Source organism: Vibrio tubiashii ATCC 19109, assembly GCF_000772105.1.
GTDB lineage: Bacteria > Pseudomonadota > Gammaproteobacteria > Enterobacterales > Vibrionaceae > Vibrio > Vibrio tubiashii.
This window is the reverse complement of sequence record NZ_CP009356.1, coordinates 106242-120549: the sequence shown is the minus strand read 5'-3', so window position 1 is coordinate 120549 and position 14308 is coordinate 106242. Positions and strand designations below refer to the sequence as shown.

14 protein-coding genes are annotated in these 14308 nt (G+C 47.2%); 7 read left to right on the top strand and 7 right to left on the bottom strand.

What is annotated here, in order from left to right; genetic code table 11:
• Positions 1-2 precede the first annotated feature (2 nt).
• From traV to traA, 6 genes are all read right to left on the bottom strand, one after another.
• Positions 3-440 carry a type IV conjugative transfer system lipoprotein TraV gene (gene traV, locus IX91_RS23690; protein WP_408068360.1) on the bottom strand — a complete coding sequence of 146 codons (438 nt, stop codon included), beginning with the start codon at positions 438-440 and terminating at the stop codon, positions 3-5.
• A gap of 109 nt (positions 441-549) precedes the next feature.
• Positions 550-2064 carry a TrbI/VirB10 family protein gene (locus IX91_RS23685; RefSeq protein WP_004744179.1) on the bottom strand — a complete coding sequence of 505 codons (1515 nt, stop codon included), beginning with the start codon at positions 2062-2064 and terminating at the stop codon, positions 550-552.
• A complete protein-coding gene (gene traK / locus IX91_RS23680) occupies positions 2054-2791 on the bottom strand; it encodes a type-F conjugative transfer system secretin TraK (RefSeq protein WP_004744180.1) in 738 nt (245 codons plus the stop codon). The genes IX91_RS23685 and traK overlap by 11 nt, the downstream gene beginning before the upstream one ends.
• Positions 2788-3354 carry a type IV conjugative transfer system protein TraE gene (gene traE, locus IX91_RS23675; protein WP_004744181.1) on the bottom strand — a complete coding sequence of 189 codons (567 nt, stop codon included), beginning with the start codon at positions 3352-3354 and terminating at the stop codon, positions 2788-2790. Before traE ends, traK begins: the two co-directional genes overlap by 4 nt.
• A gap of 10 nt (positions 3355-3364) precedes the next feature.
• The gene (gene traL / locus IX91_RS23670; protein WP_004744182.1) at positions 3365-3667 is read right to left on the bottom strand and encodes a type IV conjugative transfer system protein TraL; all 303 of its coding nucleotides are present in this window, start codon (positions 3665-3667) and stop codon (positions 3365-3367) included.
• A complete protein-coding gene (traA, locus tag IX91_RS23665) occupies positions 3668-3949 on the bottom strand; it encodes a type IV conjugative transfer system pilin TraA (RefSeq protein WP_004744183.1) in 282 nt (93 codons plus the stop codon). It abuts the gene before it with no gap.
• Positions 3950-4964: 1015 nt separating this feature from the next.
• Here traA and IX91_RS23660 point away from each other — a divergent pair.
• Positions 4965-8180 (top strand): S41 family peptidase, encoded by a 3216-nt coding sequence (locus IX91_RS23660; protein ID WP_004744184.1) that lies wholly within the window; start codon positions 4965-4967, stop codon positions 8178-8180.
• Between the two features lie 79 nt (positions 8181-8259).
• Here IX91_RS23660 and IX91_RS23655 read toward each other — a convergent pair whose 3' ends face one another.
• Positions 8260-9360, bottom strand: a complete 1101-nt coding sequence (locus tag IX91_RS23655; RefSeq protein ID WP_004744185.1) for a tyrosine-type recombinase/integrase — start codon at positions 9358-9360, stop codon at positions 8260-8262.
• A 306-nt stretch (positions 9361-9666) separates the two neighbouring features.
• Between IX91_RS23655 and IX91_RS23650 the strand changes: the two genes are divergently transcribed.
• From IX91_RS23650 to IX91_RS23625, 6 genes are all read left to right on the top strand, one after another.
• Positions 9667-10218, top strand: coding sequence for a hypothetical protein (locus IX91_RS23650; protein ID WP_004744186.1), 552 nt, complete (start codon positions 9667-9669; stop codon positions 10216-10218).
• The gene (locus tag IX91_RS23645; RefSeq protein ID WP_004744187.1) at positions 10218-10622 is read left to right on the top strand and encodes a hypothetical protein; all 405 of its coding nucleotides are present in this window, start codon (positions 10218-10220) and stop codon (positions 10620-10622) included. Before IX91_RS23650 ends, IX91_RS23645 begins: the two co-directional genes overlap by 1 nt.
• A gap of 16 nt (positions 10623-10638) precedes the next feature.
• A complete protein-coding gene (locus IX91_RS23640) occupies positions 10639-11028 on the top strand; it encodes a M15 family metallopeptidase domain-containing protein (protein ID WP_004744188.1) in 390 nt (129 codons plus the stop codon).
• A gap of 365 nt (positions 11029-11393) precedes the next feature.
• Entirely contained in the window at positions 11394-12197 is an 804-nt protein-coding gene (locus IX91_RS23635) for a DUF2971 domain-containing protein (RefSeq protein WP_004744189.1), read from the top strand.
• 147 nt (positions 12198-12344) lie between these two features.
• Positions 12345-13598: an AAA family ATPase gene (locus IX91_RS23630; RefSeq protein WP_004744190.1), complete on the top strand. Its 1254-nt coding sequence runs from the start codon at positions 12345-12347 to the stop codon at positions 13596-13598.
• Positions 13582-14241 carry an HNH endonuclease gene (locus IX91_RS23625; RefSeq protein ID WP_004744191.1) on the top strand — a complete coding sequence of 220 codons (660 nt, stop codon included), beginning with the start codon at positions 13582-13584 and terminating at the stop codon, positions 14239-14241. Before IX91_RS23630 ends, IX91_RS23625 begins: the two co-directional genes overlap by 17 nt.
• Positions 14242-14308 lie beyond the last annotated feature (67 nt).

The following is a 14308-nucleotide window of genomic DNA, read 5'->3' as shown; positions in this document are numbered from 1 at the left end:
AGTCAGTCCTTTCTAATGGCCTGAACAGGCTTGTCTATCCACGTGCTTTCATCGACAACAAAATAGATATCGAGCGTGTCGATATAGTGCTCGTGCGTGGAAGTTTTAAAAGGAAAGATGGTAATTTTGTTGACCTTATCCGGCGTTCGTCCTGGTTGGCCGTGGCGCTCACGACGAGGGAGCGTCGCAAACATCAAGGGTGGCGCTTTAGCCCTAGAAGGACGAGAATGAACAATGGCATTGGGGGCGCGATAGACGTCGATATTGTCGCGAATGTCGTTCATGCGCGTGCAGCCTTTCACTCCGCCCACGTTGTTGCAACTAAACTCTTCACCGAGTCCTGCGGCACACCCTGATAACAGGACAATACTCACTAATGTAAGTCCGATTCTAAGCATAATGGTATCCTTAACAATGGATGAGCATGACGCGTTGCTCATATGGTTATCTGAAAAGCGGTTGCTGACCACTTTAGTTCGGCTGAGTGGCCGTTTATGGTTGACGGTCAGTGATCCCTTGTTGACGCCTGCGAGCACAAACTCAGTGGCGCTATTGTTCACGACCAAATTGAGAGACGGGGAGACCTTCTTGAGCGAGTTTTTCAGCCAATGGATTAATCGCTTGTCCTGTTGCCATGGCGGGGAGATGGGGCATGACACTCATCAGTGGATTCTGAGGGAGGGTCATCGCGGCTTGCGCCTCTCTCTCGACGGCCGCTTCGTATTCTTCAGCAAGCAGGGGATCAAGGGGAAAACCTTCAAGAAACACAATGTTTACCACGGCGCCGGGATTGACCTCGACAATAGGATGGTAGATCTCGGCCAATTTGATGTAGTAGTCAGCGAGTTTACTGCCCACACTGGACGTAGCGTTACCCAGTAAGTTGACTAAGGCCTCTTCACTTTCGACGGTTTGAGATGGTCCTAAAGCGGTGGGTGTTGTGGTTTGAGAAAGTGCCGCCCCTGTCTCACCGAGCCCCGTGAGGATCCCTGACACCCCCGCCATTTGAACGATTTTGCCATTCTTTAAAATGGTGGTGCCACGAATGCCGTTGCGACCGAAATTAAAGGCGGTGGCTTTGACGGGAATGTCTAAGATCGCGTCATCAGGTTGAATGCAGCTCATGCGATGAGTTCTTGTAATGCCTCGACTGGCGGATATTTCCCCGTACACCGACCCCGTGATCGTACAGTTGTCTAGCTTCGATTTTTTGCCATTGGGCAGAATGCCTGAATTAATAGTTTGAAAGACAATCGGAGCAGTATCGCCTTGACCCGACACCCCCGCGTTCGCATCCGCGCCACCGGTGACCACGGCGGTGACAAAAGTACCGGTTGGCACATAATTTTCAGTGGTGCGTAGGGAGGTAGTTTCTTCTATCGAGGCTTGCCAGTGAAAAGACTGGGTTTCAAACCCGGTGCTATCGACAGAACGTCGTGGGTTTTCCTGATAGGCAAATTCCCCGTCGTTGGAGGGAGTGTCGGCATAGTACGCAGTGGCCGTGCGGGGAAAACGAGTGGTGTCGTCACCGAAGTCCTCCCCGTTTCCATTCACCCTCGCGGGCCGACTTAAAGGTGATGTGCCATGGTCGAGTTGGGCTGCCAGCTGCTCTTTCAGTTGCTTAACTTGTTGAATTTCTAGCTGCCACTCGCGTTTAAGTGTGTCCATACCGTTTTGATGACGCCTTTCACTTGCTTCTGTAAGGTCATCTAACCCATTGGTTAAGCTCTGATCCAACGTGTCTAACGTGCCTTCAAAGGTCTTAAGCATCTTAGCCATCTCATCAATTTGCATCTGCTGATACGTGAGGGCGCTTTGGTTGTCTTTCGCGGTGAAATCATCGGTCACAACGGCGCCGAAAGCGACGTCCTGTTGAGGCCGCTGTTCATCCGGGTGCGGCGATTGCTCAACATAGGCCCAGAAAGCACTCCCGAGCATCAGCAACACCAACAAGACGGACGCCGTCACGATACGGTTACGTTTCTTGGTGGCTTGATTGATGTTGGCACCTTGTTCGAAATCCCCGTTGGGCTCTAAAAAACGGGCAAAGAACTTATCGAACATCATTGACTCCCCCTCCCGTCACTAAGTAGAGTGTGGTGGACTCCCCCGGTTTGAGGTAAACGTCGTCAAGAGCCGCACTGCGAGCCGAATCGCTATAGAACTGAGCCGTCGTGAGGTTGACGGCGGTGTCACCGTTGTTGGTTACCTGATAAATGATCCCTGAGTAGTCTTTCCCAGAAAAGACCACTTGTGGTGTCAGGGGTAAGGCAGAACGCTTTTCTGGCAACGTATCAGGGTCAACGCGATGCACCGAGAACCCCACCACTGGCGTCTGATATTGCTTCCAATGCATCATTGCCTTGGTGAACTCAACTAACGCGGTCGGGTAATCAAACTTGCGTTCAAAGACGGACGTTTGCTCAAGGTGTGCCCTTGCGTAAGTGAACTGGGTAATAACACCGGGGGTGGCTTTTGGGGTCACGAACAGGGCGAATAGACGCCCTTTCTCTGTGGTCAGTTGCGCGGTAAACGGGGCGGGGATATTGATAGTGAGCTTGATGGAGCCCGTCTTGTCTCTTTGTTCGGCGCTCGACGTGCAGAAGCCGCGCGGGCAGGTAATATCCATAATGCGGTCATCATCTACCCGAAGTCGGTTGACGTCTAGGCTAGACAGCGAAATGGGGATGGTGTCGCCATCATTAAAGGTGTAGTTGAGCATGCTGACGTTCTCTGCGAGCGCAAGGCATGGAGACATCAGTGTGACGAGAAGAAGCATTAGCGTTTTCATTGTTCGGGATCCACACGGTTGATGGAAAGAAGAGAAATTTCGCCTTGCGCATAATCCAGCGACACTTGGTAAACGACGTCTTTTTCTCGCGCGAGTGGACGGCGACCGACGTGCTTTTGGAGCACACCGGTAAACCGTACCTTTAAGTCCTCAACGGCGACTTCGACGTGTTCAATATCGAAGCGACTGGAAATGTGCTCGGACTTTACTTGCTCTGCTTCGCGTAAGAGTCGAGGTTGGATGGACGGCCAGTATTGCTCGCTGACATAATCAAGCAGCACGCCATATTGTCTATGGACGCTAGCGGGCGTAACGTTGAGTTTCTTGTACACCAAAAACTCGCCTATCATCTCTAGGTAGGGGGCATCTACTTGGCCATCCGAGACAGAGAAAGCTTTTGAGATGAGCGGGGGAACAAAGGTTCGGCTTTTACTATTGAAGGCCTTGTGGACGCTCACACCCAGCATAATGTTGGTCACCAGCATGGCTAGGAAACCGGCCAAAAGGAGCGCGTTAAGTAAGCTTTTTGTCTTGAGGCGCTCGTCTGCGATAAAGGAATCCAAAGGGGTCTCCTTAAAATATCCAATAACGCCGCTCAGAAGAGGGCGTTCGAGTGAAGTAAGCTTGGCTCAGTAAACCTTCCGTCCACCAATAAAAAGTAAGGGCGACGATGTGTTCTCCGTAGCCCACTTTGAGAAATCGAATGCCACCGAACCACCCCAGTCCTAGTATGATCCCGAGGATTGAATAGCCTTGCCAAAAACACAGACCGAACACGACGATGGCAGGGATGATTTCATCGCGCGGAAAACCCGCGAGACGTTTTCCCGTATTCATGTGTCTGGGAATGCTGAAAAAGAGGTCAGGATTTTCCATTTAGGCGAGTCCGACCATCGGGGCGCCGACCGACCACAGAATGTTGCCGCCAATAAAGCCCCCCACCGCGGCTAACCAGTTTCGTGTGGTTAGACCGGTTATCGCGCTGACAATAAGGCCTGTGCCTAGCATAGCGGTTTCTACCGTCGAGCCTTTACCCGCGATGTCCTTAATGATTGATTTTCCGGTGGCAAAAAGGTCAGCGGCGAGGACAGGGTAAGTGATCAACATGGCAAAACCAATGAAGAGGACAAACGTGTATCCAATGTGCTGTGAAGTCATGAGTAAACTCCTAATGTAACCAAGGCGTGTGTGCGCACACGCAAGGACGTCAATCTTGCGTTGATAGCGTTGTTAGTGAGAGCGTCAGAAGCGCACCCAATGTGGACAGGAAGGTGTGCGTTGACTAAATCTATCGTACATATGGGGGCCGCCACTGTATTGACTTGTTCGCCGTCGCGTTGGAGGCGAATAGGCGGGGGATTTACCCGTCTAGCCCGCCTCTCTAACCTGTGCACTAAACAAAGTACCCCGGCTGTTTCAGTGGATCCGCGTGACTCGAGAAAAGCTGACCGGCATAAATCGCTCTATCGACTTTCGTTCGTGGTTGGGTGCAGCAGAGATAGCGATGGCATGTAGACGATCGAAAACACCTAACACGGCAGGGGCTTAAACTCGTATTCACCGTTTCGCTTTTGTCTGATGCTTGCCACGTCACAGTCGCCCCCTGCCATTGAGTACATAATTTGGTGCGAGAAGTGCCTTCCTTCGGTGTGTCCAGTGGATTGGTTGGTGCTTTTGACATGCGACCTCCTTATCAACAGAGTTGGTGTCCTACACTTTCATTTGTTCGGACGGTACAAAGCCCCTGCCTCGTTTGCTAAACGTGGGGTGTGATTGATGAATTATTATGGGCATTCATCGAGAACAACTCTGTCGCATACTTCTTGCCTTTCTCAACGCGGGAAGACGAGTGAGTTGTTAGCCATGGCGATGTTGTTAAAGAGCACGAGTGGATTATGGCGTTTGCGCAAAGTTAAGGGCAATGGTCATAGTGCACGCTTGTGCATATTGAAAATCCCTGACGCACTATAACTAAATGTTTTTAGACGTATAGAAAAATACGGAGACACAGAAAAAGAACAGACCATCGCCTCCGCCAATGACTAATCCATCATGAGACTGAGGAATGCATCGGAAACGCCCGTAATGGCTTGCATTAATGTCTCAAAATAGATGCAATCGACGTCAAGATTTTGCTATATCATGATGAAAAAGAACACATTAAGTAAAATCTATGAAATTTTCACATATTGCCCAAGTGGTCCTCGCCTTATTGACGACCAGTCACGCTTCTCTGCTTTTCGCACAAACACCAGAAGGATCATCTTGGTATCGCGATATTGCAATTTCTCCGAACGGTGAGCAAATCGCCTTCACCTTCAATGGGCAAATCTGGCTAGCAAACTCCGAAGGGGGGGATGCGATTCCACTCACGCGTGAAAGCGTTCATAGCTCTAATCCAGTTTGGTCCTCTGACGGCGAGCTTTTAGCATACGAAGCCAATCAGTATGGTCCAGGAGATGTGTTTGTCCTCAATATGCAAACCCATACCTCTCAGCGTCTCACTTTTCACGGTAGCAAAGAAACACCTTATTCTTTCAGCGCCGATGGAAGCCAAGTGCTGTTTCAATCACAACGGATTGGTAACGGAGACAGCGAAGTAAACAATGGGTATTTCGGCCGCTCAAACCGACTCTATGCCATTCCCGCGAGCGGGGGCAGAGAACAGGTCTTGTTAGCCAATTCAGTCAGCAGTTACTCAGTGTCTCATGATGGTCGACAAGCGTTGTACACTGATTTGCCGTCCTATACAGAACAACCGTGGCGCAAAGGATCGCTATCGGATGCCGCAAGAAACATTTGGAAGTATGACGTCGACACCCAAACCCACACTCAAGTCACCACGTTTCGCGGTGAAGACAGAAATGCGGTGTGGGCCGATGATGACCAATCCATGTACTTCCTATCTGAGCGTTCGGGAAGCTTTAATGTCTGGAAGCAATCGCTCAATGGGCATGAAGATGATGCCGTAGCGGTGACTCACCATACCAAACTGCCCGTGAGGTTCTTGTCGATAAGTCAACGCGGTGATCTAGCCTACGGGTTTGATGGCGGCATTTGGCTCAAAAAGAACAATGAAGCCACACCACATCAAGTCGACATCCGAATTCCCACTGCGCGGAGCCAAACCAGCACCACGAACGTCAACCTAGGTTATGAAATCACTGAAATGGCGGCCTCGCCAACCGCACCTGAGATCGCGGTTGTCGCAAGAGGCGAGATCTTTGTGATATCGACCCTCACCGGTGAGACGCGCCGAATAACGAACACCCCACAAGCAGAAAGAAACGTTTCGTTTTCAAGTGATGGTAGAACCCTCATTTACGGCTCTGAACGTAAGGGAAGTTGGGACCTATTTTCCTGTCACATCAGCGAACAAGACAAGAGTTTTTTTACCGCCGCTCAGATCACAGAGCAACAACTCACCGATACGCCAATCGATGAAACGCAGCCAGTCTTGTCGCCCGACGACCAACGCGTCGCATATCGAACATCCAGAAACACGCTCAAAGTCATGACGCTTGAAGACGGCTCGACCACAACCCTTATTCGCAGCCAGTCAATGTATTCTTATGAAGATGCTGATTGGCATTACCAGTGGTCACCAGATGGCGAGTACATTGTGTCTCGTGATGGCAGTACGTTGAGTGCCAACAACATTTTATTGCTTGATAGCTTTGGTCAACGCGCACCCATTACGCTCAGTTATAGCGGATTTAGCCAAACTCAGCCAAAATTTTCTGATGATGGACAAATGGTGTACTGGACTTCAGAAAAGGGTGGCCTCACCGAATTAGATGGCAGTGCGGTTAATGGTAACGTGTATGCCGTCACCCTTAACAAACGCATCGAGGCGCGCTTAGGTTTATCTCAAGATCAAGCGTGGTTGGCGGAACAGCAAGATCAAAGCGCTGAGCAAGATAACGGGACAAGTGTGGACGTCCACGATCTGCAAGACAGAATTCATCGAATAACGCCTTATTCGATGTCCGTTATTGCAAGCTATCTCTCCCCAGATAATACTGAAATGGTGGTGGCAAATCATCGTGATGACCACATCGAGTTTGTTCACATAAATCTAGTCACGGGCGATCATGAAGTGATGTTGACTCGTTCAGTGGATGACATCAAATCCATGACGGTGACCCAGGACCGATCGACGTTGTTGCTGATTGGCAATGGTCAGTTAGAAAAAATCGATCTCGCCAGTGGCCAGAGTGAGGGCGTGCATTTTAGCTTGGACGCTGAATACGATTTTACCAAAGAGAAGCAGTATATCTTTGACCACGTGTGGCGCCTGACTAAAACCAAATTCTACGACAAGGATTTGCATGGTGTAAACTGGGAGTGGTATCGAGGGGCCTATGAAAAACACTTGCCAAGTATTCACAACTACATCGACTTTGCTGAGTTACTTAGTGAGCTGGCAGGAGAGCTGAATGCCTCTCATACGGGAGCAACCTACTTTGGCCACCCAAATCAATGGGAGTCTGCTGCTTCGCTCGGACTAATTTATGATGACAAGTACCAAGGTAAAGGGATCAGGGTTCGCAGTATTTTACGTGGTGGCCCGGCAGATCTGCCTGGCAAGCCAATAAAAGCGGGCAGCATTATTTATTCAGTTAATGGTATCGATGTCCTACCTGGACACGACATCTATCCGCTGCTCAATAACCTGGAAGGTAAGCTGACGCGCTTATCGGTGCTCACTCCAGGCAATCAGGACACCATATCGGTGGTGACCAAACCGATCTCTTTGTCTGATGAAGCCCATCTTGCTTATAAACGCTGGGTTACGAAGCGCGAAGAGCTCACTGAGCGGTTGTCGAAGGGCCGAATTGGCTATATTCATTTACCTGAAATGGATAATGCCGCTTATCGCCAATTGGTCAATAAGTTGTTTGGCCGCTACCGCGATAAAGAGGCCGTCGTAATTGACGTTCGTTACAACACAGGGGGCAACTTACACGACCAAATCATGCAGGTTTTGTCAGGCGTAAGACACAGTTCCGCCCTGTCGAGAGACGGCTACTCTGTGGGCACCTTTCCTCTACGCCGCTGGGCAACACCCAGTATTATGCTGGCGAATGCTTCGAGTTACTCCGACGGCTCAATCGTCCCTTACTTCTATCAAAAAGAGGGAATAGGGAAAGTGGTGGGTGAACCCGTCCCTGGCACCGGCACTTTCGTGTTGTGGGAAATCCAACAAGAACCCTTCCTAGACTACGGTGTCCCTCAACTTGGATTTAAAAATGATGAGGGGAAGTGGTTGGAGAACAACGAAGTGAAGCCTGATATTGTTGCCTACAATTCCCCCGCGGATGTGGCGGCGAATAGAGATCACCAATTGAACGTCGCGATCAACGCCTTATTGGCGACGCTAGAATGACACAATAATCTTCACTCGATGGCCCTTGGACGTCCCAACCAGGGGCCATTTCACCCTGGTTAAATAGCCGTTAAAGCCTTTATTTCGGGGATTTTCTTTGTCTTCGTTGCGCCATCGCAGATTCAGAAGCCAGTACACTACCTCCATAGCGCAAAACCATTCTCTCCGAACTCCAGCCCCCGGCTTGCTGCACTTGCAGAGATGAAAACCCTTCGGCCAGCAGATCTTGCGTCGCGCCGACCCGAGCACTGTGGCCTGTAAAAGGGCGATCAGTGCTTAAACCAAGCGTTTTAGCCGCTTTGGCACAAACTCGCCCAATCAACTTAGCCGAGACTGGTGATATCGCCGCTTGAGTACGCGCCGATCCTTTGAGTTGTTGACTCGACAGTTTCACTCTCTGGATGAGAAAAGCCTCCGGGTTATCGACAATATCGGCATGGCCGAGATAGCGAGCCAGCAGATCCATAGTCGAGGGCGACACATAGCTGTACTTCACATCCCCACTTTTGTCAGTCTTAGTGACAAACACCTTGATCAACCCACTGCCATCGGCCTGCCAGTCGACGTCCCCCACACGTAAGGTCTCTAGGTTGCTTTTGCGCAGCAAGGTTTCGTACAGCATGCTCACGATCAGCAAATCACGGCACTCGGTCAAGCTCGCTTCCGGTCGGTCCCACAGATCCGCTAACGCATTCAGGTGGCTTTCGCGTAGCGCCACCGCTTGCCTGATCACTTCACGTTGGCGCACTTTACGATGATGGATCTGCTGCAGCTGCGCTTTGACATAATCGTTGTGGCAGGGATCGGGACATCCGGAAATTTGATGGGTCTTACCGATCGCCCAAAGCTGCACTTTTAAAGTGTTACGGTGTAACCTATCTTGTTCCGCAATCAAGTACGCCTCTACCGTTTGCGGTGAAGCGGGTAGGGCACATCGATCTTGCTCACAACACCAGGCGACAAAGGTCGCCCACGCACTTTTTAAGCGCACCAGACTGGCCGGCTGCAAGCGCTCTGCTCGGCGAAAGAACTCACCCTGATAATGAGTGATCGCGGCCTCCACCAGCGGATGGCCTTCGAGCGCTTCACCCGCGCGCTGCGCCGCCGCGAGCCCCTCTGCAAATTCATGCGGCAGTAAGCGCTCAAACGGCACCTCACTCAACACCGATAACGTCGTCAAACGATCTTTCTCCCTTAAAAACGATCATACGTCCTAGAATGGCAGTTCTAGGACGTATTTTAGCATGAGTACTGACTATTTATACAGTTTTCTCTGCACTGATGTATTCGTTCACCCGAGTATATTTTTTTAAGAGTTTATGTCTATGCAGTAATCTGGCTTAATACCATTTGGTTTTGAACCTTCTTTGCCTGCATCTGTCTAGCTTTGTTCATACAGATTCCTGAACTGAGGTAGTTATTAAGTTAGTTTAATGCTGGACAGGCGGGTAAGTTTCTTATTCTGCGTGAATCCACTCACACACTGATGATGCGTGGCGACGTGCTAAGACCGACCGAGATTCAGCGCGGCGATACGATTGATGTGACCAAGTTTGACGAGCTGACACTGGAAAACCATCACGAAGATGCGGCGACGTTTGAATACCAAATCAGTGACGTGCCAATTTTAACTCAAGCGCAGAAAGTCGATGTGTCGAACGCCGTCGTCGTACACGAAGTACAAAGGCCGGTGAGTGTGGTGGAGATACAAAGGGCGGTGAAAGCCCAAATCCAGAACGAATTACTCAAGGTTCACGTCGATAACGAGACGCTGAGCGTGACGCCTAGCGTGACGTTGTACACCTACGCGGCGGTTGATGAGGGCGTGTTCGAGCTCGATGGCACGACCCAAACCATTGACGGCAGCTCCGAGCGTAAAGCGTTGTTTCTGCAGGTACCGGTTGAGAATACCGAGTCGGTCCTGGTACAGGGTTTTATGGTGGTGAACCCCGGTGGCCATCTGCCACTCAACACCAATCAGGCCATCACGGTGAAAGGCAAGGATGGGGAAACCGTCAGAGTCGGGGAGATGCGCTGATGTTGATGCTGTATAACCCACCACCGAAAGCCAAACCTGATATTGAAATCGCTACTGAATCGCAAGGCACGGCGGCAATTTTCCACTTTACCGAACACGTCGAACTGGTCGATTTGTCGTTTAAGCGCACGTCACTGAGCAATCGCCAAACGATTCCCGCGCAGTTGTGCAGTCTGACGCTGTCGTTTCTGAAAGGTGACCAGATTGTTGAGCGTCGCTATTTGTATCTGTCTTTCGCAGCCGGCGTCGATCATCACTATCCGATGACCCTGATTAAGCCCAAAGGGGCCGATGAGCTACAAGTGGTGAGCAGCTTGGCGCTGGTTTCACGGATTGAAACGCGTTTGATCTTCAAACAGGAGGTGCCCGATGCGCTGGGCATTCCCCCTCTTATTAATGGTTAGCCTGGGAGTGTATCTGATGAACAAGAAACAGGTCGATAAAGCCGTCAGTGGCTTTGCCTTGTCGGTGCGCAGCGAAACCAAATTGATTGGTGTGCACCACGACTTAAAAAACGTCGTGCGACGCGCACTTGAGCTCAGCCCGTTTGATTTTGGGATTACCTCAGGAAAACGCACGGCCGTAGAGCAATTCCAGCTCTTTCAGGACAAGGCGAGTCAGCTTGATGGCTATTCGCGCATCAGCCGTCATCAAACTGGTCATGCGATTGACTATGTCGTATATGACGAGGACGGAGAAGTCACTTGGGGCTTCAGTATTGCAGCGCTCAAAACCGATATCAACTGGATAAAGAAAGTGCAGCAAGACCAGGAACAACGAATACGCAAACTGGAGGACTCTCATGGCTAAACGATGTTGCAAGTGCAAAGGCCGCAAACAAAACGGCCAGCTCAAGAAAGGGTACACGCTCAAAGGTGGACGGGTTGTTAAAGCCACCGCGACGAGAAAGCGACGAAAGACCCGACGCAGACGCTAAAGAAAACCGCTCAATAGGGCGGTTTTTTACTTCTCTTACGCTCAAATTTTGATTGAAAGCAAATTATATAGAATTAATATGCATTTCAATGCACCAACTGATTGCTCTAATTTTAAGCCACTGATAAGTTGACGAAAATATGGCTAGCCCTAGTACGAGCCAGTAAGAAAATAGAAAGATTCTATAACTAAGTACAGACCTATTATGTCTAATAACTGTTATATGCAAGTGAAGTAGTATGAAATTGAAGAATTTTGAAGAAAAAGAAAACTATATTTATAAATACGGAAAACTTGAGGATCTTGAGAGAACTTTAAACAATAAAACGCTTGGCTTCTCAAAGCTTGATAGCTTAAATGACCCTTTCGAAGCGTCCTATAATCATGTTCATATATTCGCGACAGAGGAACGCGCAACAGCGTTTTCAGAGTCGGAAATCTTTGATGGTGCTGAGTGGGGTGACCGTAATAGAGTTAAAGACTTCATTGAAAGTAAGCTGCAAGAGGTGGTCGTAACTTGCTTTACTGAAAGACCGACAGAACCATTGATGTGGGCACATTATGCTGATGATCATAAAGGTGTGTGTTACTGCTTCGACAGAGATAACCTTGAGTTCAAAGGAAACTTCAAACGTCAGAGTGTTCAATACAGTAATAAAGTTCCTGACTTACTAGTTTTTGAAAATTCTACAACCGAAGCACAGCTAGAAATGTATATCCCAAACTTAATTTGTACAAAGTCTGAAGCATGGGCATATGAAAAAGAAATCCGTTATTTTGGGCAATCTTCTAAAACAGCGCATAATTTCGATGTCGAAACACTGCAAGCTGTCATTTTAGGTTGCAGGGTAACAACTGAGCAATGTATTAAAGCTCAGAAATTAATCGATAAAGTAAATAAGCAATATGGAACTGAAATAGGCTTATTCCATGCTGTTAAAGATGGAGGTTTCTATCAGATGCAGATTCATCCTATGAAACTACAGCGTTTACAAATAAGTTCTGGTTATTGTTCACCACAAGAACCAATGATCGTTACGTAATTGCATATAACAAACAATTTAAGAGTGATTCAGCACGCTTGGCATTTTTGATTTTAGTTAAGTTCAGTGATTACGGCGGTCAAATTAAGTGTGGTGGTCGCGTGCTTCACACCTTAATTGGGCGTTATATTTAAAGGAAAGTTTTAGATGTTTAAAAATATTAAAATTAATTATTGGCGACAGTTTGAAAATGTCGATATAGATTTTGGGAGTAACGTTACTATATTGACGGGTAGTAATGGCGCAGGAAAAACGACGATTCTTAGTATATTAAGTGAACACTTTGGGTGGTCAGCAAGACTACTGTCAACTCCTGAAAAAGAAGGAGAAACAGGTTTAACACGCTTTGTCACTGGAGCTTGGAGTTATTTATTTGATAATAAAAAAGCTGATGATTACTGGGTTGATATAGGATCAATTGAGTACTCCGAAATGGATGGAGGGAAGGTTCAAGTACCTAAAGAAGCAGGTTCTAGTTATAGCTTCAATATACTAAATAGGGTAGAGATAAAAGGGATGCATATCCCTTCTCATCGACCAGTTTATTCATATAAAGAAGTAGACTCAATACCAACGAGACCAAAGAGCAAAGAAGATTACTTTAACGAATATAATTCAAATATATTGGATAAATTTAACAATACTTCAAACTATCTTGAAAATATAAGTCCAAGCTATCTTTTAAAGCAATCACTTATTGGTTTAGCTACTTTTGGCTACGGGAACTCACATGTTGTACCGAATAGTGAATACGCTGCTCTTTTTGAGGGTTTTCAAGATGTACTAAAGATTTTATTACCAGAAACTATAGGTTTTGAGCGTCTTGAAATTAGAATTCCAGAAGTTGTTCTGGTAACTAAGTCGGGTGACTTTTCCATTGATGCTGCATCTGGGGGAGTTGCTTCTATAATAGGTATAGCTTGGCAAATTTACATGTTTGCTCAGAATAAAGCAAGTTACGTAATTACAATAGATGAACCTGAAAATCATTTACATCCATCAATGCAAAGAGAGCTAATTCCAAATCTAATTAAAGCATTCCCTGAAGCTCAGTTCATTATTGCAACACATAGCCCTTTTGTCATTGGTTCATCGAAAGAGTCTTCAGTTTATGCATTAACCTATAATGATGATAATCGAGTATGTTCAAGAAAACTTGATCTAATAGATAAAAGTGGTAGCGCTACCAAAGTTCTGAGAGAAGTTTTGGGTGTGCCTGTTACTATACCGGTTTGGGTTGAACAAAATCTAAATGAAATTATCCATAAATATTCTAATAAAGGTATTACCGAAGATTTATTTAAGGATATGAGGGTCGAAATGGAGAGTAAAGGCCTAGCAGAGTTTATGCCTAAAGCTGTATCTGTTGTAGTGGAGCAGATTAATGATAAAAATATCTAAAACCCAGAAACCCCAGATACTCCAAGATAATGCAGATACTTGGAAAAAGGAGCTAATGGAGTATGTTTCAAAAGGAGAGAAAGTTCCTAAGTCTCTGTCAAATAAGTATAATGACTGCACAGTTAAAGATGCTTTAAAGACTGAATCATCCGCAAAGTGTATGTATTGTGAAAGTGTAGTAAAGCATGTAGCCCATGAGCATATTGAACATATTAAGCCTAAATCGGTAAAAAAATATCCTTCTCTTACATTTGAATGGAGTAATTTAGGCCTTGCTTGTCCAATCTGCAATATGAATAAAAGTGATATCTATGATGATCAGATACCATTTATTAACCCCTATATAGATAATCCATCGGACTTTTTTGTGGCGGCTGGTCCTTGTGTGTTCTCTAAACCTGGTGAGAGAAGAGCTGAGTTAACAGAAAAAATTATAAAGTTGAATAGAGCTGAGCTTATTGAGCAGCGTTTAGAGAGGATTGATTATCTTAGGGAACTTGTGGATAAATATAACAAAGAAGCCAATAGTACACTTAAATCAATGTTATTAAATGAAATTAATATTGAGTTGGGATCAAATAAGCCATATACATTTGTCTCAAATGCATTGGTGAAAATTGTCGATAGTGCACTTGTAGTTTAAATATAACAAAGCAATCAAGGTGATGCGTTTTACTCGGCGGTTTTGGTAAAGAGTTTGGTGTGCTTTG

What these genes read in the sequence shown, in the direction of transcription:
- traV (WP_408068360.1), bottom strand. Translation starts at nt 440, where the DNA reads ATGAGCAACGCGTCATGCTCATCCATTGTTAAGGATACCATTATGCTT.
- IX91_RS23685 (WP_004744179.1), bottom strand. Translation starts at nt 2,064, where the DNA reads ATGTTCGATAAGTTCTTTGCCCGTTTTTTAGAGCCCAACGGGGATTTC.
- traK (WP_004744180.1), bottom strand. Translation starts at nt 2,791, where the DNA reads ATGAAAACGCTAATGCTTCTTCTCGTCACACTGATGTCTCCATGCCTT.
- traL (WP_004744182.1), bottom strand. Translation starts at nt 3,667, where the DNA reads ATGGAAAATCCTGACCTCTTTTTCAGCATTCCCAGACACATGAATACG.
- traA (WP_004744183.1), bottom strand. Translation starts at nt 3,949, where the DNA reads ATGACTTCACAGCACATTGGATACACGTTTGTCCTCTTCATTGGTTTT.
- IX91_RS23660 (WP_004744184.1), top strand. Translation starts at nt 4,965, where the DNA reads ATGAAATTTTCACATATTGCCCAAGTGGTCCTCGCCTTATTGACGACC.
- IX91_RS23650 (WP_004744186.1), top strand. Translation starts at nt 9,667, where the DNA reads ATGATGCGTGGCGACGTGCTAAGACCGACCGAGATTCAGCGCGGCGAT.
- IX91_RS23645 (WP_004744187.1), top strand. Translation starts at nt 10,218, where the DNA reads ATGTTGATGCTGTATAACCCACCACCGAAAGCCAAACCTGATATTGAA.
- IX91_RS23640 (WP_004744188.1), top strand. Translation starts at nt 10,639, where the DNA reads ATGAACAAGAAACAGGTCGATAAAGCCGTCAGTGGCTTTGCCTTGTCG.
- IX91_RS23635 (WP_004744189.1), top strand. Translation starts at nt 11,394, where the DNA reads ATGAAATTGAAGAATTTTGAAGAAAAAGAAAACTATATTTATAAATAC.
- IX91_RS23630 (WP_004744190.1), top strand. Translation starts at nt 12,345, where the DNA reads ATGTTTAAAAATATTAAAATTAATTATTGGCGACAGTTTGAAAATGTC.
- IX91_RS23625 (WP_004744191.1), top strand. Translation starts at nt 13,582, where the DNA reads ATGATAAAAATATCTAAAACCCAGAAACCCCAGATACTCCAAGATAAT.